Here is a 20,479-nt window from a genome sequence, read left to right as displayed (position 1 = left end):
CCGGATGCAAGCCTGGCTACCTGAGCTGCAACAACTGCTCGCGCACGGCGACGCCGCCGTGCTGGTGACGGTCGCGCGCGTCGAAGGTTCGGCACCGCGCGAAGCCGGCACCAAGATGATCGTCACGCGCGACTCGGCCAAGCATACGATCGGCGGCGGCCACCTCGAATGGAAAGCGATCGAGACCGCGCGCCAGGTGTTGCGCGACGGCATGCGCTCGCCGCACATGCGCCGGCTGGAGCGTTTCGCGCTCGGCCCGAGCCTCGGCCAATGCTGCGGCGGCGCGGTGATTCTCGCGTTCGAGCGGCTCGACGTCGGCGACCTCGGCTGGATCACGTCGCTCGCGAAGCGCGTGGCCGCGGGCCAATCGACCGTGCGTAGCGTATCATTCGGCCCCGCGCCGGACGCGGTGATGCTGTCCGACCCCGAGCCGGGCGTCGACGCCGCCGACTGTCTGCTGTGGGACGGCGCCGGTTTCGACGACAGCGTCGCGCTGCTCACCGAAACCATCGCGCCCGGCGACTTCGCCGTCGTGCTGTTCGGCGCCGGCCACGTGGGCGCCGCGCTGGTTCGCGTGCTCGCCACGCTGCCCTGCACGGTCCGCTGGGTCGACGAACGCGATGCGCAGTTCCCGCCGGTCGAATCGCTGCACGCGCCGAACGTCAAGCTCGATCCGAACGACGCGCCCGATGAAGCGATCGACCAGGCCGCGCCGCACACGTACTTCATCGTGATGACGCACAACCATGCGCGTGATCTCGAACTGGCCGAGCGCATTCTGCGGCGCGGCGATTTCGCGTTCTTCGGCATGATCGGCTCGCATAGCAAGCGCAAGCAGTTCGAACACCGGCTGGCGGCGCGCGGCATCGATCCGTCGCAGATCGCGCGGATGAAGTGCCCGCTCGGCGTCGACGGCATCGTCGACAAGTCGCCGGAGATCATCGCGATCTCGGCGGCCGCGCAGATGCTGCAGGCCGTCGAGGCGAACGCGGGCACGCGTCACGCGACACAAACGGTCTGATGCAGTGCGCCCCGGCGTGCGGCCGGCGCGAACCGACTCCAACAAACTCCAAACGACTATGAATACAACGACCGCTACCACCCCATCGCTCGCCGATAAAACCGCGCGGGCTCCGAAGGCCGAGCTGCATATCCATATCGAAGGCTCGCTCGAACCCGAACTGATTTTCGCGCTCGCCGAGCGCAACGGCGTGAAGCTCGCGTACGACTCGATCGAAGCGCTGCGCGCCGCCTACGCGTTCACCGATCTGCAATCGTTCCTCGACATCTACTATGCGGGCGCAAGCGTGCTGCTGCACGAGCAGGACTTCTACGACATGACGATGGCGTATGTCGAACGGTGCCTCGCCGACAACGTGATTCACAGCGAGATCTTCTTCGACCCGCAGACACACACCGAACGCGGCGTGTCGATCGCGACCGTGGTGGCCGGCATCGAACGCGCGCTCGCCGACGCGCAACAGCGCGGCATGTCGAGCAAGCTGATTCTGTGCTTCCTGCGCCATCTGTCCGAAGAGGACGCGCTCGCCACCTTCGAAGAAGCGCTGCCGTTGTTCGAGCAGTACAAGCATCGGCTGATCGGCGTCGGTCTGGATTCGTCGGAGCGCGGTCATCCGCCGTCGAAGTTCGAACGCGTGTTCGCGAAGGCGCGCGCACTCGGCCTGAAACTCGTCGCGCATGCGGGCGAAGAAGGGCCGCCGTCGTATATCTACGAAGCGCTCGATCTGCTGAAAGTGGACCGCGTCGATCATGGCGTGCGCAGCATCGAAGACCCGGCGCTCGTCACGCGTCTGGCCGACACGCGCGTTGCGCTGACCGTCTGCCCGCTGTCGAACCTGAAGCTCTGCGTGTTCGACGACCTCACCAGGCACACGCTGAAGGATCTGCTCGATCGCGGCGTCGCGGTGACGGTGAATTCCGACGATCCGGCCTACTTCGGCGGCTACGTGAACGCCAACTATCTCGCCACCATCGACGCGTTGAAGCTCAACGATGCCGAGGTCTACACGATCATCCGCAACAGCTTCGAAGCGTCGTTCGTCACGCCCGAGCAACGCAATGAACTGATCGCGAAGCTCGACGCGCACTGGCATCAAAGCGGCCCGCACTGACGGGCCGGGATATAGCAGCCGACGGCGGCGCGGGTTGTGGTTCGAAACTAAGCCCCAGCATAAAGCCGCCGTCCGCGCTGTTCAGCTTCTCATATTCGGAGACGGTTTTTCCATGACTCAATCGGCTAACCCGGCCAAAGCAGCGCAGTCGGCATTCCGCGCGCAACTGCTGACCTTCAACGGCGACCCGGCGCAATCGCCCAACGCGGCGGTCTTTCATGAGGACGGCCTGCTGATCGTCGAAGACGGTCATGTGGCCGCGGCGGGCGCGTATGCAGCGCTCGCGGCGCGGCTCGCGCCGGGCACCCAGGTGCAGGAGATGCGCGACAAGCTGATCGTGCCGGGTTTCATCGACACGCACATTCACTATCCGCAAACGGACATGATCGCGTCGCCGGCGCCGGGTTTGCTGCCGTGGCTCGACACCTACACGTTCCCGACCGAGCGCCGCTTCACCGATCCGGCGTATGCGCGCGACACCGCGGGCTTTTTCGTCGACGAACTGCTCGCGTGCGGCACGACCACCGCGCTGGTGTACTGCACGGTCCATAAGGAATCCGCCGATGCGCTCTTCACCGAGAGCGAAGCGCGCAATCTGCGGATGGTGGCGGGCAAGGTGCTGATGGACCGCAACTGCCCCGCGTTCCTGCGCGACACCGCGCAATCGGGTTATGACGACAGCGCCGAGCTGATCGGCCGCTGGCACAATCGTGGCCGTCAGATGTACGCGCTCACGCCGCGCTTCGCGCCGACCTCGACCGAAGCGCAGCTCGAAGCGTGCGGCGTGCTGGCGGGCAAGCATCCGGATGTTTTCATCCAGAGCCACGTCGCGGAAAATGCCGACGAAGTGAAATGGGTCGCCGAGCTGTTCCCCGGCCACCGCAGCTATCTGGACATCTACGATCACTACGGCCTGCTGCGCCGCCGCGCGGTGTACGGCCACTGCATCCACCTCGACGAGGAGGACCGCAAACGCATGGCGCAAACCGGCACGGTCGCCTCACATTGCCCAACTTCGAACCTGTTCCTCGGCAGCGGCCTGTTTGACTTCGATAAGGCCGACGCGGCGGGCATGCCGATCACGCTGGCGACCGACGTCGGCGGCGGCACCTCGTTCTCGATGCTGCAAACGATGAACGAAGCGCACAAGGTTGCGCGTCTGACCGGCCATCATCTGACGGCTACCCGGATGTTTTATCTGGCGACTGCCGGCGCGGCCGAAGCGCTCGATCTCGCGGACAAGGTCGGTACGTTGAAACCGAACTCGGAAGCGGACTTCGTCGTGCTCGATCCGCACGCGACGCCGCTGCTCGCGCGGCGCACCGCGCGCACCGACTCGCTGGAGGAGTTGCTGTTCGCGTTCGCGCTGCTCGGCGACGATCGTGCGGTTTACGAAACGTATGCGGCCGGCAAGCGCGTGCATCGTCGCGACGATGCGCGGCAGCCTGCGCCGGGGGCGGCGAGAATCGCGGCCTGATTGTGGGTTGATCCGACTCACGCTCACACGGCTGAATCAAAAACGGCGCTTCGTTCACGAAGCGCCGTTTTCATTTGCATCACCGCTGCATGCACACCTCATGCAGCGCCGTGAGCCGCCGCACCGGATCGGCAACATACGGATTCGATTCATCCCACGCATATCCCGCCAGCACCGCGCTGATCATGCGCCGGATCGACGGCGCCTGGTCCGGGTAGTAAATGATGTCCTGCAACTCGCCGGTGTACCAGCGCTCGACGAACGCGCGGAACGTATCGATCCCCTTGCGCAACGGCGCGTCGTAATCGGCTGACCAGTCGACCGTTGCGCCGTCCAGTTGCCGGTTCAAGGTGTGCGCCGCGAGATGCGCCGAACGCAGCGCGATCGTCACACCCGACGAGAACACCGGATCGAGAAATTCGCCGGCATTGCCGAGCAGCGCATAACCCGGCCCATGTAGCCGCTCGACGTTCGCCGAGTAGCCGCCGATATGGCGCACCGGCATCAGGAACGGCGCGCTGCCGATCAGCCGGTTCAGCGTCGGCTCCTGCTGGATCAACGCACGCAGCGCCGCGTCGCGCTCCGCTTCCGGCACGTCGAGAAAGCTGGCCTCGGCGACGCACCCCACCGACGACCGGCCGCCCGCCAGCGGAATCATCCAGAACCACACGTCGCGGCGCTGCGGATGCGTCGCGATGCAGATCTTGTTGCGATCGCTCGCGTCGACCGGAATGCCGTCGCGCACGTGCGTGAAGAGCGCGGCGCGCGTCGGCATCCGCGTCGGCGTTTCGAGATTCAGCAGACGCGGCAGCACGCGCCCGAAACCGCTCGCATCCAGCACGAAACGCGCTTCGATCTGATACGCGTGGTTCGCCTCGTCGATCACGTCGACCAGCGGCATGTGGCCCGTGTGGACCGCGCGCACCGTATGGCCGAAGCGCACGTCGGCGCCCTGCTGCGCCGCGCAGCGAATCAGGATGTCGTCGAACAGCGCGCGCTCGACCTGATAGGTGGTGCCCCATCCGGACGAATGTTTGTCGCGGAAATCGAACGACGAGGTCTGGTCGCGATAGACGAAATACGCGCCGTTCTTGTGCTGGAAACCGGCTTCGACCACGGCCTGCAGCATACCGGCCTCTTCAAGATAGGCCATGCTTTGCGGCAGCAGGCTCTCGCCGATCGAGAAGCGCGGGAAATGCTGACGCTCCAGCACCAGTACGGAGCGGCCCGCTTTGCGCAGCAGCGCGGCAGCGACTGCGCCGGCCGGACCGGCACCGATGATCGCGACGTCGACGGCCGTCCGCTTCGATGAATGTTTAGTCAAATTTGCCTCAATTGTTTGCATGTCCGGCGCAGCGTTACGCCGCGCCCTTACTTCTCGTTACAATCGTGCCTCTGACAGCAGGAACAACATTTCGCCGGGGAGTGCATCGTGTCGTCATCCGAAACATCCAGCGTGCCCTTTGTGCCGGAGACGGCGTTCGGGATCTGGTTCCTGCGCACCCACACGTGGGAACATCACGTGCTGCGGGTCGCGATCAACGACCTCAAGAGCCTGATCGATGCGCCCTTGCCGGCCGCGCCGCTGATCGTCGACGTCGGTTGCGGGCAAGGCATTTCGTTCCGCCTGCTGGCCGAAGCGTTTGCGCCGCGCCGTATTGTCGGCATCGATTTTCACGCGCCATCGCTGGCGCTTGCCGCCAACGCGGCGCACGCCTGCCGTAACACGCTTGCCGATATCGAACTGCTGCATGGCGACTGCGCGAACCTGCCGCTGCCCGACGCCAGCGCCGATATCGTGTTCTGCCATCAAACGTTCCACCATCTCGTCGAGCAGGAGCGCGCGCTCGCCGAGTTCCGCCGCGTGCTCAAACCGGGCGGCATCCTGCTGTTCGCCGAATCGACCGACGCGTACATCAAGTCGTGGGTGATCCGGCTGCTGTTCCGTCATCCGATGCAGGTGCAAAAGAGCGCCGACGGCTACCTCGACATGCTCCGTCGCGGCGGTTTCAGCTTCGGCCAGCGCAACGTCTCGTTGCCTTACCTGTGGTGGAGCCGCGCGCAAGACTTCGGTCTGCTCGAACGGCTCGGCCTGCATCGTCCGCGGCCCGGCAAGCGTCGTGAGACGCTGGTCAATGTCGCGGCGCTCAAGGCTGGCCAAGCTCAGTTCGCTTCCAGCACGACGAGTTGACCACGCACCGCGATCGCGGCGGCGCTCGGACTCACGCCGCATGTGAAGTCGGTCGACGAACTGGTTTCAGTGCTGTGAAAACGCGTCGACACACCGATCACCGCATTCGCGTGGCGCTCGCGCGCCGCGTCGCGCAGCCCGCCTGCGTCAACACGACCACGGCGAGCGCACCAACTACCAAAGCCTTTTTCATTATTATCACCTTCGTTATTTTTAAAGTCGCGGCCATTTCAACCGCCCTGCCATGCTTCGAACATCAGGCTCGCGCAACTACCGCCGAACCCGAATGAAACCGACATCGCCGTGTCGATACGCGCATCGCGCGTCATGCGCACCAGCGGCATGCCGCGCACTTCCGGCTCCGGCGTTCCGATATCGGCCGTGCCCGCGATGAACCCGTCGCGCATCATCAGCAGCGTGTAGATCGCCTCGTGCGCGCCGCACGCGCCGAGCGAATGCCCGGTCATGCCTTTGGTCGACGAAAACGCCGGCACGCACCGGCCGAACACCTCGTTCAACGCGCGCAGTTCCTCGAGGTCGCCAAGCGGCGTCGACGGTGCGTGCGTGTTGATGTAGTCGGGGCGCCGCCCCGCTTCGTCCAGCGCACCACGCATCGCCCACGCGATGCCCGCCGCACGCGGCGCGACCATGCCACCGCCGTCGGTGCAATCGCCGAATCCGCTCAGCTCCGCGTAGATGCGTGCGCCGCGCGCCAGCGCGTGATCGAGCGCTTCGAGCACCAGCACGCCGCCGCCCGAAGCGATCACGAAGCCGTCGCGCTGCGTGTCGTACGGACGCGACGCGAGTTGCGGCGTGTCGTTGAAGCGGCGCGATAACGCGCCCATCGCGTCGAACAGCAGCGTCACGTTGTCGTGCAGCGCCTCGCTGCCGCCGGCCAGCACGATCTGCTGGCGGCCAGTCTGGATCAGCTGCATCGCCTGGCCGATCGCGAGCGCCGACGTCGTGCAAGCCGACGACGGCGAATAGCTCACCCCTTCGAGCCCGATCACCTGCGCGACGTTGGCCGACGCGGTGCTGCTCATCGCCTGCGGCACCGTGTACGGCGGTACCCTGTCGATGCCGCGCGCGTGCGCGATCGCCAGCGCTGCGTCGTAGCTCGACAAGGCGCCGACGCCCGAGCCGATCACCGCGCCGGCGCGTGGCGAACGCAACACGGCAGGCGCGAGCCCGGCGTCGTCGATCGCGTTGCGCGCAGCATGGCAGGCCAGGCGCGCGGTGTCGCCCATGAAGCGTTCGAGCTTGCGCTCGAACGGCGGCTCGTGCGCGATCGACGCGACGCCCGCGACCTGCGAGCCGAAACCGCGCTCGCGCCACGCGTCGATCCGCGCGATGCGCGAGCGGCCCGCGCGCAATGCGGCGGACACGTCATCGAGCGTATTGCCGAGGCACGACACGATGCCCATGCCGGTGACGACCACGCGTTGCAGCGCGATGCTCATCGAACGCGCCTGAAAATCAGCGACGTGTTGATGCCGCCGAACGCAAAGTTGTTGCTCATCACATGTTCGGCGTCGATCTCACGCCCGCTGCCGGCGATGTAGTCGAGCGGCGCGCAGGCCGGATCGACGTGGTCGAGATTGAGAGTCGGCGCGTACCAGTTGCGCTTCATCATCTCGATGGTCCACCACGCTTCGAGCGCGCCGCACGCGCCGAGCGTATGGCCGACATAGCTCTTCAACGAGCTGATCGGCATGCGCGCGCCGAAGGTCCGCGCGGTCGCATGGCTTTCGGCAATGTCGCCGCGATCCGTCGACGTGCCGTGCGCGTTCACGTAGGCGATCGCTTGCGGCGCCAGTTGCGCATCGCGCAGCGCAAGCTGCATCGCGAGGGCCATGGTTTCGGTGGTCGGCTGGGTCATGTGCGCGCCGTCCGAATTGCAGCCGAAGCCGACGATCTCCGCGTGAATCCGCGCGCCGCGCGCCACCGCGTGTTCGTATTCTTCGAGCACCAGCGTGGCCGCGCCTTCGCCGACCACGAGGCCGTCGCGCGCGGCATCGAAGGGACGCGGCGTCAGATACGGCTCGTCGTTGCGCGTGCTGGTCGCGTACAGCGTGTCGAACACCGCGACCGCCGGGCCCGACAGCTCTTCTGCGCCGCCCGCCAGCATCAGCGTCTGCTTGCCGGCCTGGATCGCTTCATAGGCGTAGCCGATCGCCTGGCTGCCGGACGCGCACGCGCACGAGGTCGGAATGATCCGCCCTTTCAGATCCCAGAACAGGCTGACGTTGACCGCCGTGGTGTGCGGCATCATCTGCACATAGCTGTTCGACGTGACGTTACCCATTGAGCCGGTTTCGAGCATCGTGCCGAACGCGCGGATCGGCTGCACCGAACCCGACGACGAGCCATACGCGACGCCCATGCGGCCATCGCCGATGCTCGGGTCTTCGGCGAGGCCCGCGTCGGCGAGCGCCAGTTCGCTCGCGCGCACCGAGTACATCGACACCGGTCCCATCGAGCGCGTCTTCTTGCGCGGATAGTGCGCGGGCGCGGTGAAATCCGGCAGCGGACACGCGAGCCGCGTATGCAGCGATTCGAAGTAGTCCCACTCGGGCATGCGCCGCACCGCGTTCTCGCCGCGCTTCAAACGCGCTTCGATGACGTCCCAGCTATCGCCGAACGCCGTGACGCCGCCCATGCCGGTAATGACGACGCGCTTCATCAGACCATCCCGCCGTTCACGCCGATCACCTGGCGCGTCACATACGAGGCCGCGTCCGACATCAGGAAGCTGACCACCGACGCCACCTCGGCGGGCTGGCCGACGCGGTTCATCGGCACGGTCTTCAAGGCCTGGTCGAGCGGCATCTGGTCGAGCATGCCGGTTTCGATCAAGCCCGGCGCGACGCAATTGACGGTGATGTGGCGCGTCGCCAGTTCGACCGCGAGCGCCTTGGTCGCGCCGATCAGCCCGGCCTTCGCCGCGCTGTAGTTGACCTGGCCGCGATTGCCCATCACGCCGGACACCGACGCGATCGTGACGATACGCCCGCCCTGGCGGGCGCGCACCATCGGCATGGTCAGCGGATGGACAACGTTGTAGAACGCGTCGAGACCGGTCTCGATCACGATGTCCCAGTCTTCTTCGGTGAGCGCGGGAAACGCAGCGTCGCGCGTCACGCCCGCGCTGCACACGATGCCGTAGTACGGGCCGTGCGCGGCGACATCCGCTTCGAGCACTTCACGGCACGCGGCGCGTTCGCGCACGTCGAATTGCAGCACGCGCGCCATGCCGCCTTGCGCGGCGATGCACGTCGCAACCGCGTCGGCTTCGCTGCGTCCCGTGCGGCAATGCACGGACACCGCGAAGCCGTCGGCGGCCAGCTTGTACGCAATCGCACGGCCGATGCCGCGGCTTGCGCCGGTAACGAGAACACGCCGGCTCATGAACTGAAACTCCCTTCGATGAATGACTGGAAATCGGACGGTTGAAAAATCTTGATGACAGCCTCGGCGCAGCACACGTCGCCATCATGGATCGTGCATTCGTATGCGCCGTGGCCCTCTTCGCTACGCAGCAATTCGGTGACGTGGATCAGCAAGCGCGCGCCGCCGCCGAACGCCGGCTGCAACGCCTTGTAGCTGCGCGAGCCGAGCAGCACGCCGGGCCGCGCACGGCCGCCGCCGCGCATCGCCAGCAACGCGACGTGCGCGGCAATCGCCTGCGCCATCAGTTCGATGCCGATCCACGCGGGCATCGCGCCATCGGCGTCGGCGTACCACGCGTGCACGTCGACGGTGGCGCGCGCGCTCAGCGTCGCTTCGCCAAAGGTATCGACGGCGTCGATCAGCAGCATGGTGCCGCGATGCGGGATGATCGCTTCGATCGGCTGCTGCATGAGTTGCTGGACGGTCGGCGTCGGAGTCGTCATGCGCGTCACCGTGCGAGGATCAGGCTGACATTGCTGCCGCCAAAAGCAAACGAATTGCTCATTACGTATTGCGTGCCTGCATGCTTGCCCGCACGCGGCAGAAAGCGTTCGCTTTCCACCAGGTCCAGCGCCGGCAACGCGGGATCGGCCTCGCCGTCCCACAGATGACGCGGCAGCGGCACGTCGTCACGCGCGAGCGTCAGCCACGCGAAGCCGAGTTCGGTGGCGCCCGCCGCGCCGAGCTGATGCCCGGTCAACGGCTTGGTGCCGCTGGTCGCCACGCCGCCCGGAAACACCCGCGCCATCAGCTTCGCTTCCATCTCGTCGTTCTTGCGCGTGGCGGTGGCGTGCAGGTTCACATAGCCGAGCGTGGACGGCGCGATACCCGCATCGGCGAGCGCTTCACGCAACGCGAGTTCGCCGCCGGCGCCTTGCGGGTCCGGTGACGAAATGTGATGCGCGTCGCTCGATTCGCCGAGGCCCGCGAGCCGCACCGCCGCTTCGTCGCGGCTCATCAGAAACACGGCGGCGCCTTCGCCGACGTTGATCCCGCGGCGGTTGACGCTCATCGGATTGGTACGCACGCCGCTAGTCGATTCGAGCGACGCGAAACCCTGCACGGTCAATTCGCATAGCGAATCGACGCCGCCCACCACCACCGCATCGCACAGTTGCAATTGCAGCAGCCGGCGCGCCGACGCGAAGGCTTTCGCACTCGACGTGCACGCGGTCGAGATCGTGAAGGCCGGCCCTTGCACGCCGAGCGCGGCGGCGGCGAACGGCGCGGCGGTGCCGATTTCCATCTGCCGGTAGTTGAAGTTGACGGGCAGCTCGCCCGCTTGCGCGTGATAGACGAACGCGGCTTCGGCCGCTTCGATGCCCGACGTGCTGGTGCCGAGCACCACGCCGATCCGATCCGCGCCATAGCGCTCGCGCGCGGCGTCGATGGCGGGCGCGATCTGCGCGAGCGCGGCCAGCAGCAAGCGGTTATTGCGGCAGTCGTAGCGCGCGAGCTCGGCGCGCGGCGCCAGGTCCAGCGGCGCGAGCACGCTGCCGACAAACGCGTCGCCGATCCCCGTATGCACGTTCGCCATGCCGGGCGCGCGCGCGGCGGCGAGCGCCGGAACGATCTGGTCGATATCGCCGCCGAGCGCGTTGATCATGCCGAGCGCGTGCAAATAAACTGATGGCGTTTTCATGCCGCCCTCCTCGATTCCGATGGCATGCCGATCGGCGCGAGCAGCACCGAGACCGCGATGCCGAGCGCGAGCGTCGCGCCGAAGCTCTTCAGCACGGGCATCCCGCTCATGCCGAGCATGCCGAACGACAACAGCGTGGTGGCCGCCGACAGCAGCACGCCCGTCCACACTGCGCCGAGATCCGCGTCCGCGTCCGCGCGCAGACAGCCTTCGCGCAGGAACACCGCATAGTTTGCGCCGACGCCGAGTACCAGCATTAGCGCGAGCCAGTTGAACAGATTGAGCGGCACGCCGGCATAGCCGAACACCGCGAGCGTGACGCCGACCGCGAGCAGCACCGGCAAGGTCGTGGCGATGCCGCCGCGCACGCGGTGCCACAAGGGGACTTTTTGCGGGACGTCCCTCGAGGGGACTTGCTTCGGCGCGTACCGCACCGTCAGCAGCACGAGCACGAGCGTGAGCGCGCCACCGAGCCACCAGCCGCTATCGACGCGATACGCGCCGAACAGCTTCGACACGCTGGCGGCCTTGTCGACGAACGCGACGCCCGGCAAGCCTTGCGCAAGCGCGATCAGCGCGGGCTCGTTATGCGGCGTCACGCGTTGCGGAATCACGACGGCCGCGTAGGCTCGCGTGGCCGAGTCGACTTCGCCGAGCCACAGATGCCGGTACGGCTGCGACCACGGCGCGGCCAGCCAGCGCTCGACGCTCAGCGGCGGCTGCGGTTGCGCGTACGCGGCGAGCCACGCATCGGCGACTTCGTCCTTGAAGCCCGCTTGCAGCAGTGTCGCGCGCAATGCCGCGGGGTCGTTGAACACATGCTGCGCGAGCAGTGCGCGGTCTTCGCTCTGCTGCTTCGCGGACGGCACGAATTGCGTCACCGACTGATAGCTGCCGACCTGGTTCGTCGTGCCGTTCAATGCGTCCAGTTTCGCGCCCAGCGCTTCGGCGCGTTGCAGCACCGCTTCCGGCGTATCGCCGCGCACGACAAAAAACTGCGCGCTGTTGTCGACGCCCACCGCGTCACGCACCTTGTCCTCCTGCGCGACGAGCGACGGGTCGCGCTGGATCAGCAGATGGATATCGTCGTCGCTGGTCAGCCGCAACCAGCCGGGAATCGCGACGATCAGCAACAGCGCCGCCACGAACCACGCGCGCTGACCACCAATCGTGCGATGCCAGAGCGTCAGCAAGCGCGCCGAGCGGGCAAACACGCGTTGCCGGCTGCGCCTCGGCGCGCGGGTCAGCAACGCGGGCAACAACCACAACACAGAGGCGTACGCGGTCACAATCCCGACCATCGCGAAGCACGCGATCTGCTTGAGCGCGGGAAACGGCACCCACATCAGGATCGCGTAGCCGAGCAGGCTCGTCAGCAACGCGACCGTCAACGCGGGCCGCACCGCGCGCGCGCCGCAGCGCGCGTCCCAATTGCGCTGCGCGCCGAGATACACCACGAAGTACTGAATCGAATAATCGACGGCTTCACCGATCAGGCTCGCGCCGAACACCAGCGTCAACAGATGCAGCTTGCCGAACACCAGCAGCGTCGCCGCGAGCGCGCAGACGATGCCGAGCGCCGTCGACACGAAGCCGAGCAGCAGCAGACGCGGCGAGCGGAATACCCACATCATCAGCAGCGCGATCCCGCACAGCGACGCGACGCCGATCAGATGCACCTCATGTTCGGAGGCGCTGCGCGCCGATTCCGCGTAGAACACCGCGCCGGTGCGCGCCACCGAGACGTCGGGAAACGCCTCGCGCAACGCGCTTTCGCTTTGGGCGAGCGCCGCGTGCACCGCGTGCTGCGTCTTCGTTTCGTACGCGGAGCCCGGCAACGTCGCGACGATCAGCACACCGGTCGAGGCGCCGCGATGCGCGACCAGCAGGTTGTCTTCGACTTCGAGGTTCGACGTCGCGAGCGGCAGGCCGCCGAGCCAGCGTTCGAGCCAGCCGAACGGATCGTCGGCGAGCGGCGTGGTCAGGCCGCCGCGCAATGGGCTGTAGATGCGTTGCGCAAGCGTGTCGCGCAAGGTCGTGCCCAATGCGCCCGCTGCGCCACCCGCGAGCGCCGCGCGGTCGGCCGGCGCCAGCAAACCGAAGCGATACGGCATGTATAAAGCGGCGATCTGCGCCAGATCGAACGGCGGCAACTCAGCGGTCACCGAGCCGAACGCCCCGCTCTTTTGCAGCGCCGCGCCAAGCTGCTTCGCTGCCGCTTTCGCGTGCGCGTCGTCGTTGCTCGTGACGAGGAAAACCGTGCGGTCGCCGAGCGCGCTCGCCAGCGTGTCGACCGCCCTTTCGGCGACCGGGTCCGCTTCGGTGGCGGGCAACAGCGCGAGCAGATTGGTCTGCAACGGCGACGGTCCCGCGAAACGCCAGCCGCAATACAGCGCCGCGACCAGCGCGAGCAGCAGCCACGCGGCGCGCACGCCCCACGCCTGTCTCGCGGATCGCTGGTGCAGCATATCCATCACGGCGCCCCGAGCAAGCTGCGTTCAGCCTGCGTCGGTTCGGTGACGGCCATGCTCTTCGCGAACTCGAGCTTCGTCACGTCGCCGTTCGCCAGCGTGATGCGCAAGCTTTGCAGGTAGTCGCCGCCGTCCATCTCCAGACCCTTGATCGACTGCGCGATCTGCGGCTGATTCGGCGTGAGCCGCATGCGCCATTGCGCGGCGCTGCCTTCGGCCTGCACGTCGAATTGCGAATACAGCGCCGACAGGTCGCCGCCGAGCATCGCGCGCATCATCTTCGAAACCTGCGCGACGCCGCGCGTGCCTTGCGCGCTGTGGGCGCTCACGCGCTGGCCGGCAGCGTCGACCTGCACGACGCCGGCATCGGTAATCACATAGGTGGCCTTGTACGGCGTGTCGATCTGCCAGATCACGCCGCGCTCGCGAAAGAACAGCAACGCGCCGCTGCTGACGAGCGGCTGCTTCATCGCGGCGAGGGTCTGCGTCTGCGTGAATTGCGCGCGCACGCCCTTGGCCTGGGCGAGATGCGCGGCGATCTGCGAAACGAGTGCGGGGTTGCCGGCGGTTGCGCCGGTTGCCGCGCCGGTTGCCGTGTTAGCTGCCGCTGCGCTTGTCGCCGCGCGCGCCGACGCCGCCGGCCATCCCGCCACGCCAGCCAGGCCGATCACGCTCAACGCGCTCAACGCACTCACCGTCAGCACGCGCCAATTCATCTTCCCCATACACGCTCCAGCTTGTCGAACACGACGGGCGGCGAGACGAACTGCAACTCCTGGGTGGCGGCATCGACCGCGACCTGAATCGTGTAGCCCTTCGTCAAACGCGCGCCGGATGCGCAATCGACAATTTCATAGCCTATTTTCAGGCGGTTTTCGTGTTCGAGCAGTTGCGCGCGCACCTCGAGCTTCTGACCGTACACGGCCGGCCGCACATACTTCAGATGCGCCTCGACGATCGGCCACAGATAGCCCGACGCCTGCATCTCGCGATAGTCGTAATCGAACGCGCGCAGCAGCGCCGCGCGGCCGATCTCGAAGTACTTCAGATAGTTGCCGTGCCAGCACACGTTCATCGCGTCGACGTCGTGGAACGCCACTTCGACCGTCGCGCTCGCGCTCAGCACCTTCGGCAGCCCGCTCATGCGTCCGGTCCTCCGCGATAGTCGTCAAGCAGATCGCATGCGGCGATGCGCGCGGTCAATGCGCGCAACTCGCTTTCCAGCGCGCGGTCTTCGTCGACGAACGGCGACTGCGCGCTCACGCCGTCGATGAAGTATTGCAGCGGCGCCGGCACCGGCGTCGCGCTGTCGATCCGCAACCGCAGACGCGCGGCCTGCACCGTCGCCAGCGTGTGCGCGGCGGCCACCTGCTCGGTCAATTCGAGCACGCGCAAACAGTCGCGCGCGGCGATCGTGCCCATGCTGACCTTGTCCTGGTTGTGCGCCTCGGTCGAACGTGAAAAGACGCTCGCGGGCATCGTGTTCTTCAGCGCTTCAGCGGTCCATGCGGACGACGAAATCTGCACGGCCTTGAAGCCATGATTGATCGCGGCGCGCGCGGGCGCGGCGCCGGACAGATTGCGCGGCAACCCGTTGTTGAAATTCACGTCGACCAGCAGCGCGAGTTGCCGGTCCATCAGATCGGCGAGATTGGCGACCGCAACCTTGAGCGCATCCATCGCGAACGCGATATGACCGCCGTAAAAGTTGCCGCCGTGCAGCACGCGTTCGTTGTCGGGATCGATCAGCGGGTTGTCGTTCGCGCTGTTCAACTCGTTCTCGACGTCGCGGCGTACCCACGTCAGCGCGTCGCGCGCCACGCCGATCACATGCGGCGCGCAGCGAATCGAATAGCGGTCTTGCAGACGATGCCCCGGCGTATCGTCGCGGCCCGCCAGATCGTCGCGAATCCATCCGGCCGCTTCGGCCTGGCCCGCGTGCGGCTTCACTTCGAACAACATTGCGTCGAAGTGCGCGGCGCGGCCGTCGAGCGCGACGGTCGAGAGCGCCGTCAGGCGCGCGGCGAGCCGCGTCAGATGATCGGCGCGGGCAAACGCGAGACAGGCGAGGCCCGTCATCACCGCGGTGCCGTTCATCAGCGCGAGACCTTCTTTCGGCGCGAGCGTGAGCGGCGCCACACCGAGTTCGGCCCACACGTCACGCACGTCGCGCAGCGCGCCTTCGAACTGCACGTCGCGCTCGCCGGCGAGCGCCGCCGCCACATACGACAGCGGCGTCAGATCGCCGCTCGCGCCGACCGAGCCTTCGGACGGAATGCGCGGCAGCACGCGATGATTGATCAGATCGGCGAGGCGTTCGAGCAGCACCGGACGCACGCCGGAAAAACCATAAGCCAGCGAGTTGAGCCGCGCGGCGATCACCGCGAGCGTTTGCGCGTCGTCGAGATACTGGCCCATGCCGCAGCCGTGATAACGCGTCAGTTGCAGCGGCAACGCTTCGACCAGTTCCATCGGCACGTCGACCACGCAGGCGTCGCCATAACCGGTGTTGACGCCGTACACGGTCGCGCCCGCGGCCAGTTGGCGGCGCAGGAAATCCGCGCCGCGCTGGATGCGCGCGCGCCATGCGGGATCGGTATTCAACGCAACCGGCGCGCAGCGCTGCGCAATCGCAACGACCTCTTCGATCGTCAGTTTGCGCGCGCCGATCACGACCGCCGCCGCGTCTTTATTCACACCTGCATTCGCGCTTGCGCCGTTGTAACGCGCGTCGCTCAGATCATGTTCGGCCATTCGCGCCTCGCTTGGGGCTGGCCCAGAAATCGAAGAAGTTGAACCATTGATAAGGTGCCTTGCGGCAATAATGTTCGAGACGTGCCGCGTAACGCTGCGTCCACGTGGCGAGATGCTGCGCGCGTTCGCGGCGCGGCAGCTCGATGCGCTCGGCGAACGGCTCGAAATACAGGTGGTAGCCGTCGCGCTCTTGCAGACAGAAGAACAGATAGACCGGGCAGCCCAGCGCATGCGCGAGCACATACGGGCCTTGCGCGAACGGCGCGCGCGCGCCGAGAAATTGCGCGTCGGTCGTGCGGCCCGTCTCGTGCGCGGGCACACGGTCGCCGACGATCACCAGCAACTCGCCGGCATCGACCCGCTGCTGCATCAGCATCGCGGTCTCGGGTCCGAAGTCGCTGACTTCGAGCAGATGCCGCGCGAACTCGCTATTGGCCGACGCCAGCACGCTATTGAAGCGGCGCGCGTGGCCGGTGTAGACGACCGCGGTAACTTTCGCATGGCCGCCCTGCGCGGCGAGCGCGCGGGTCATCTCCAGATTGCCGAGATGCGCGCCGATCACGAGCGCGCCCTTGCCGCTCGCCACCAATGCTTCGAACGCCGAACGATCTTCGAACTTCACGTCGGCGTCGTCGACGCGGCCAGACCATGCGGCGAGCTTGTCGAAGCCCGACTGCGCGAACGCCAGCATGTGGCGATACGCGGACAGCCAGCCCGGACGCGGCGTCTCGCCGTGCGGCGCGGTGGCGCCGAGATGCCGGAAGTAGTTGCCCGACGCCTCGCGCGCGGCGCGGCCCGTCAGCAGAAAATACGCGACGATGGGGTGCAGCCAGAGCGCGGTGAAGCGGCGGCCGAACAGCTTGCAGCTGAGCGCGAGCAAGGCCATGCCCAGATGGCTGCCGCGTTCGGCGATCCGCCACCAGTCCTGGCCATTCGGGTCGCTCACGTCGCTCGCGTCGTTCGGTTCGCGCGGCGCGTCAGCGGGCGCGGCGCGGCGCGACATCCGCTTGTGCGCGAGCAGCATCGGCAGACGCCACAGCATGCCGAACACGAGCCGCGTATGACTGCGGCTGATCCGCACGTTGTCCCATAGCACGTCGAAATGCGACACGCCGTCGGTGGCATAGGTGACGCGCGTCGGAATCGAGCGGAACGCCGCGCGCCGCCAATGGAGCCGCACGAGAATCTCGATGTCGAAGTCCATCCGCGTCGGCAGCGGCACGCTATCGATCAGCTCGCAAGCCAGCGCCAACGGATAGAGACGGAAGCCGCACATCGAATCGCGGATCGTCAGCGACAGCGTTTCGATCCACACCCACACGTGCGTCAGATAACGGCCGTAGAGGCGTGCTTTCGGCACGCTCCCGTCGTAGACCGGGCGGCCGAGAATCACCGCGCCCGGTTCGGCGCGCGCCGCTTCGACGAAGCGCGGCACATCGGTTGCGTCGTGCTGGCCATCGGCGTCGATCTGCAACGCGTGCGTGTAGCCCGCGTCGCGCGCGGCGCGCAGCCCCGCCATCACCGCTGCGCCTTTGCCGCCGTTGACCGGCAGACGCAGCAGCGTGAGCTGCGCCGCGTACTGATGCGCAAGCGCGGCGAGCACCTGCCGGGTCGCTTCGTCGCTGCCATCGTCGACGATGAAGATCGGCAAGCGATGCACCGCGAGATCGGCGACGGTCGCGCCGATCGCGTCCTTGTGGTTGTAGATCGGAATGACGATGCAGGGAGCGAAGTCGATCACACCGGCTCCCGATAAACGATCACGCCCGACGCGCATTCACGGCCGTCCAGCCGGTACGCGAACTGCACGCGCCGGCGCGCGGCGTCGTGAGCCAGTGTGAGCTTCAGCGCCGCGCCCGGCGAGACCGGCGCCATGAACTTCAGCCGATCGATCCACGCCACCGCGCGCACGGCCGGCAGGTGGTCGGCGGCCAGACGCACCGCCCAGTCGACTTGAACCACGCCAGGCAGAATCGGCAGTCCCGGAAAGTGGCCGGCGAAATGCATGAGCGTGGGCGGCACGCGCAGTTCGTAGTGCAGCGTGTCGCCGCTGCGCGCTTCGGCCAGCACTTCGAACCCTTCGGCGCGCGCCGCGAATGCGGCCGCCACCGCGCTCACCGGCAGCTTGCCGCGTGCATCGAACGGCAAGCCCAGCCTGAATCGCCAATGACGCGGCAGCACCACCACGTCGAAATAGGCGGCGAGATGCCGGCGCAGGGTTCGCGCGAGCAGCACGCGGCCTTCGTCGCGCAACGCTTCGCTGCCCGCTTCGGTCAAGGCGACCAGCGCGCCGACGCGTTCGCGCGACGCGCCTTCCAGCGGCACGAGCGCCGCTTGCGCGACATACGGATGCAGCGCGAGACGCGCTTCCAGTTCGGGCAGCGACACGCGTTTGCCGTCCAGCTTCAGCACGCGGTCGAGCCGGCCTTGCAGGCGGAAGCGGCCGTGCGCGTCGCAAGCGATCTGATCGTCGGTGCGGTGCCAGCCTGGGTGATCGAGATGCGGCGAGCGGACGCTCAACGCGCCGTCGTCGTCGCGGCGGATTTCGACGCCGGTCACCGGTTGCCACGCGTCGGTCTGATCCTGACGCCGCCATGCGATGCCGCCGGTTTCCGTGCTGCCGTAAATTTCGAGCGGCGCCGCGCCGTAAGCCGCGGCGTAGCGCTGCGCGGCTTCGAGCGCGAGCGGGCCGCCCGACGAAAAGAATGCGCGCGGCGCCGGCGTCAATGAAGCGAAGCCGGGCAACGCGGGCCAACGCGACAATTGCGCGGGCGTCGACACGACCACCGTCGCGCCGCATTGCTCGATCCGGCTTTGCAAATGCAGCGGCTCGATGCTGATCGCACGGTCGAACGCGCGGCCGGCGGCAAGCGGCCACAGCACGCGAAACAGCAAACCGTAGATGTGATGGTGCGGCACGCTCGCGAGCATCGTCGCGTCGCCGATCAGCGCGCCCCACTGCTTTTCCAGCGTGTGCACTTCGGCATTGAATTGCGCGAGGGTCTTGCGGATCGGCTTGGGGCTGCCGCTGCTGCCGGACGTGTAGAGCGTGAGCGGGGCTTGCGGATCGATCACGTACGGGGAGCGCGATGCGTGCGCCTCAGCGGTATTCGCGCTTGCGTGCCGCGTGAACGGCGGCAGGTCCGCATCGGTCAGCATCGCGTCGTACGCGTCGGCGAGATCGGCGAGATACCCCGGCGTCGCATTGGCCGGAAGCACCGGCTCCTTGCCGCATGCGAAGAGCGCGAACAGCGCACAGGCGAAATCGAACGGGTCGTCGATACACAACGCGTAGCGTTGCGCACCCTGCGTTTGCACCCGTGCGATCAATACGGCGACGCGCGCGCGAAACGCCGCGCGATCGAGTAACTCGCTGCCGTCCCGGCATACCGGTGCGTCGAGCAAGGTGGCTTCATCAACCGCCGACAACAGATCATGCAGTGCGATCATGCCGCCCCCGAACGCGCGGCTCGCGGCAGCACGACCAGATAACGCCAGATGACCTCGGCCACCAGCAGCGCGCCAATCAGCCCATAGGCAAGCGCGCCGTTATACAGCGACCAGCTCGCGCGGCTCCAGTACAACGCCGTATAGGCGGAAAACGCGCCGTTCAGCACGAAGAACGCGCACCACACCCGGGTCACGCGCCGCGTATGGCGCACCGCGCCGGGCGGCAGATCCGGATTGCCGAGCCGCGCGAATTTTTCGATCATCGACGGCCCGCGCACGAGCGTCGCGCCGAACGCGATCAGCAAACCGAGGTTGACGAGCGAAGGATAGAGACGCAACAGCAGCTCGCTATTGGTGACGACGATCGCCGCCGACGCGCAGCTGAGCAAACCGACCACGGTCCAGTCGAGCGCGGACATGCGCCGCAGCGAAGTCGCGACCGGGCCGTTGCCGGCGCAGCGCTGCAGCCACAAAATCGCAAACAGCATGCAGCCGACGAGGCGCGGCGCGTCCCAGCGCCACGCGCACAGAATCAGCGCGGGATACGCGAGCTTCAACAGCGCCTGCACGACGGTCTTGCCCCAGTGGCGCTCAGTGCCGGGCGCTGCCGCGGCGGCCTCGTGCGCCGCCGCTGGCATTCGCGAGCGCGCGGCTGACATCAGCCTTGGGCCGCCAGCAGGGATTCGACCGCGCCGATCACATCGCCGACGGTGCGCACCGACTTGAACTCTTCCGGCTTGATGCGGCGCCCGGTCAGTTCCTGCAGTTTGATCGCGAGGTCGACGGCGTCGATGCTGTCGAGATCGAGGTCTTCGAACAGATGCGCGTCGGGCGTCACCCGCTCGGGCTCGATGGCGAAGTTTTCTTTGAAGATCGCGCGGATGCGTTCAAGAATCTCTGCGTCAGACACGG

General features: G+C 67.0%; 18 protein-coding genes and 1 pseudogene. 4 read left to right on the top strand and 15 right to left on the bottom strand.

Annotated features, from left to right (window positions below; all coding sequences use genetic code 11):
* Positions 1 to 4 precede the first annotated feature (4 nt).
* The 3 genes from xdhC to guaD all read left to right on the top strand — a co-directional run bounded on the left by xdhC (position 5) and on the right by guaD (position 3,609).
* Entirely contained in the window at positions 5 to 1,021 is a 1,017-nt protein-coding gene (gene xdhC, locus HV744_RS19245; protein ID WP_175151046.1) for a xanthine dehydrogenase accessory protein XdhC, read from the top strand.
* A 58-nt stretch (positions 1,022 to 1,079) separates the two neighbouring features.
* A complete protein-coding gene (locus HV744_RS19240) occupies positions 1,080 to 2,132 on the top strand; it encodes an adenosine deaminase (RefSeq protein ID WP_175151045.1) in 1,053 nt (350 codons plus the stop codon).
* Positions 2,133 to 2,244: 112 nt separating this feature from the next.
* Positions 2,245 to 3,609 (top strand): guanine deaminase, encoded by a 1,365-nt coding sequence (gene guaD / locus HV744_RS19235; protein WP_175151044.1) that lies wholly within the window; start codon positions 2,245 to 2,247, stop codon positions 3,607 to 3,609.
* A 79-nt stretch (positions 3,610 to 3,688) separates the two neighbouring features.
* On the opposite strand, the gene HV744_RS19230 is transcribed toward guaD, so the two are convergent.
* Positions 3,689 to 4,933, bottom strand: a complete 1,245-nt coding sequence (locus tag HV744_RS19230; RefSeq protein WP_175151043.1) for an NAD(P)/FAD-dependent oxidoreductase — start codon at positions 4,931 to 4,933, stop codon at positions 3,689 to 3,691.
* Between the two features lie 108 nt (positions 4,934 to 5,041).
* Here HV744_RS19230 and HV744_RS19225 point away from each other — a divergent pair, with 108 nt between their 5' ends.
* Positions 5,042 to 5,800, top strand: coding sequence for a class I SAM-dependent methyltransferase (locus HV744_RS19225; RefSeq protein ID WP_175151042.1), 759 nt, complete (start codon positions 5,042 to 5,044; stop codon positions 5,798 to 5,800).
* Here HV744_RS19225 and HV744_RS37435 read toward each other — a convergent pair.
* From HV744_RS37435 to HV744_RS19160, 14 genes and pseudogenes are all read right to left on the bottom strand, one after another.
* Positions 5,773 to 5,937, bottom strand: a pseudogene (locus HV744_RS37435) (signal peptidase); the annotation flags it as partial. The gene HV744_RS19225 and the pseudogene HV744_RS37435 sit on opposite strands and share 28 nt — an antisense overlap.
* 93 nt (positions 5,938 to 6,030) lie before the next feature.
* Positions 6,031 to 7,260 carry a beta-ketoacyl synthase N-terminal-like domain-containing protein gene (locus HV744_RS19220; RefSeq protein WP_175151041.1) on the bottom strand — a complete coding sequence of 410 codons (1,230 nt, stop codon included), beginning with the start codon at positions 7,258 to 7,260 and terminating at the stop codon, positions 6,031 to 6,033.
* Positions 7,257 to 8,483 carry a beta-ketoacyl-ACP synthase gene (locus HV744_RS19215; RefSeq protein ID WP_175151040.1) on the bottom strand — a complete coding sequence of 409 codons (1,227 nt, stop codon included), beginning with the start codon at positions 8,481 to 8,483 and terminating at the stop codon, positions 7,257 to 7,259. Before HV744_RS19215 ends, HV744_RS19220 begins: the two co-directional genes overlap by 4 nt.
* Positions 8,483 to 9,208: a 3-ketoacyl-ACP reductase FabG2 gene (locus tag HV744_RS19210; RefSeq protein ID WP_175151039.1), complete on the bottom strand. Its 726-nt coding sequence runs from the start codon at positions 9,206 to 9,208 to the stop codon at positions 8,483 to 8,485. Before HV744_RS19210 ends, HV744_RS19215 begins: the two co-directional genes overlap by 1 nt.
* Positions 9,205 to 9,693 carry a hotdog family protein gene (locus HV744_RS19205; RefSeq protein WP_175151038.1) on the bottom strand — a complete coding sequence of 163 codons (489 nt, stop codon included), beginning with the start codon at positions 9,691 to 9,693 and terminating at the stop codon, positions 9,205 to 9,207. Before HV744_RS19205 ends, HV744_RS19210 begins: the two co-directional genes overlap by 4 nt.
* Before the next feature lie 5 nt (positions 9,694 to 9,698).
* Positions 9,699 to 10,892, bottom strand: coding sequence for a beta-ketoacyl-[acyl-carrier-protein] synthase family protein (locus tag HV744_RS19200; protein ID WP_175151037.1), 1,194 nt, complete (start codon positions 10,890 to 10,892; stop codon positions 9,699 to 9,701).
* Complete coding sequence (locus HV744_RS19195; RefSeq protein ID WP_175151036.1) at positions 10,889 to 13,366, bottom strand: MMPL family transporter; 2,478 nt, start codon at positions 13,364 to 13,366, stop codon at positions 10,889 to 10,891. The genes HV744_RS19200 and HV744_RS19195 overlap by 4 nt, the downstream gene beginning before the upstream one ends.
* Complete coding sequence (locus HV744_RS19190; protein WP_175151035.1) at positions 13,366 to 14,088, bottom strand: outer membrane lipoprotein carrier protein LolA; 723 nt, start codon at positions 14,086 to 14,088, stop codon at positions 13,366 to 13,368. The genes HV744_RS19195 and HV744_RS19190 overlap by 1 nt, the downstream gene beginning before the upstream one ends.
* On the bottom strand, positions 14,076 to 14,507 hold the full coding sequence (locus HV744_RS19185) for an acyl-CoA thioesterase (protein WP_175151034.1): 432 nt from the start codon (positions 14,505 to 14,507) through the stop codon (positions 14,076 to 14,078). Before HV744_RS19185 ends, HV744_RS19190 begins: the two co-directional genes overlap by 13 nt.
* Positions 14,504 to 16,117 (bottom strand): HAL/PAL/TAL family ammonia-lyase, encoded by a 1,614-nt coding sequence (locus HV744_RS19180; RefSeq protein WP_175151033.1) that lies wholly within the window; start codon positions 16,115 to 16,117, stop codon positions 14,504 to 14,506. The genes HV744_RS19185 and HV744_RS19180 overlap by 4 nt, the downstream gene beginning before the upstream one ends.
* The gene (locus HV744_RS19175) at positions 16,104 to 17,855 is read right to left on the bottom strand and encodes a glycosyltransferase family 2 protein (RefSeq protein ID WP_175151104.1); all 1,752 of its coding nucleotides are present in this window, start codon (positions 17,853 to 17,855) and stop codon (positions 16,104 to 16,106) included. The genes HV744_RS19180 and HV744_RS19175 overlap by 14 nt, the downstream gene beginning before the upstream one ends.
* Entirely contained in the window at positions 17,855 to 19,567 is a 1,713-nt protein-coding gene (locus tag HV744_RS19170) for an ApeI family dehydratase (protein WP_175151032.1), read from the bottom strand. Before HV744_RS19170 ends, HV744_RS19175 begins: the two co-directional genes overlap by 1 nt.
* Positions 19,564 to 20,226 carry a COG4648 family protein gene (locus HV744_RS19165; RefSeq protein WP_175151031.1) on the bottom strand — a complete coding sequence of 221 codons (663 nt, stop codon included), beginning with the start codon at positions 20,224 to 20,226 and terminating at the stop codon, positions 19,564 to 19,566. The genes HV744_RS19170 and HV744_RS19165 overlap by 4 nt, the downstream gene beginning before the upstream one ends.
* Entirely contained in the window at positions 20,226 to 20,477 is a 252-nt protein-coding gene (locus HV744_RS19160; protein WP_175151030.1) for an acyl carrier protein, read from the bottom strand. Before HV744_RS19160 ends, HV744_RS19165 begins: the two co-directional genes overlap by 1 nt.
* Positions 20,478 to 20,479 lie beyond the last annotated feature (2 nt).

Origin of the sequence: Paraburkholderia ultramafica (assembly GCF_902859915.1) — a bacterium.
GTDB classification, from domain to species: domain Bacteria; phylum Pseudomonadota; class Gammaproteobacteria; order Burkholderiales; family Burkholderiaceae; genus Paraburkholderia; species Paraburkholderia ultramafica.
Note: the sequence above shows the minus strand (reverse complement) of the source record. Positions and strands in the feature narration are given on the sequence as shown.

Coding starts and splice junctions, on each gene's coding strand:
- guaD (WP_175151044.1), top strand. CDS start 2,245: ATGACTCAATCGGCTAACCCGGCCAAAGCAGCGCAGTCGGCATTCCGC.
- HV744_RS19185 (WP_175151034.1), bottom strand. CDS start 14,507: ATGAGCGGGCTGCCGAAGGTGCTGAGCGCGAGCGCGACGGTCGAAGTG.
- HV744_RS19240 (WP_175151045.1), top strand. CDS start 1,080: ATGAATACAACGACCGCTACCACCCCATCGCTCGCCGATAAAACCGCG.
- HV744_RS19170 (WP_175151032.1), bottom strand. CDS start 19,567: ATGATCGCACTGCATGATCTGTTGTCGGCGGTTGATGAAGCCACCTTG.
- HV744_RS19165 (WP_175151031.1), bottom strand. CDS start 20,226: ATGTCAGCCGCGCGCTCGCGAATGCCAGCGGCGGCGCACGAGGCCGCC.
- HV744_RS19190 (WP_175151035.1), bottom strand. CDS start 14,088: ATGGGGAAGATGAATTGGCGCGTGCTGACGGTGAGTGCGTTGAGCGCG.
- HV744_RS19215 (WP_175151040.1), bottom strand. CDS start 8,483: ATGAAGCGCGTCGTCATTACCGGCATGGGCGGCGTCACGGCGTTCGGC.
- HV744_RS19210 (WP_175151039.1), bottom strand. CDS start 9,208: ATGAGCCGGCGTGTTCTCGTTACCGGCGCAAGCCGCGGCATCGGCCGT.
- HV744_RS19220 (WP_175151041.1), bottom strand. CDS start 7,260: ATGAGCATCGCGCTGCAACGCGTGGTCGTCACCGGCATGGGCATCGTG.
- xdhC (WP_175151046.1), top strand. CDS start 5: ATGCAAGCCTGGCTACCTGAGCTGCAACAACTGCTCGCGCACGGCGAC.
- HV744_RS19200 (WP_175151037.1), bottom strand. CDS start 10,892: ATGAAAACGCCATCAGTTTATTTGCACGCGCTCGGCATGATCAACGCG.
- HV744_RS19180 (WP_175151033.1), bottom strand. CDS start 16,117: ATGGCCGAACATGATCTGAGCGACGCGCGTTACAACGGCGCAAGCGCG.
- HV744_RS19195 (WP_175151036.1), bottom strand. CDS start 13,366: ATGGATATGCTGCACCAGCGATCCGCGAGACAGGCGTGGGGCGTGCGC.
- HV744_RS19205 (WP_175151038.1), bottom strand. CDS start 9,693: ATGACGACTCCGACGCCGACCGTCCAGCAACTCATGCAGCAGCCGATC.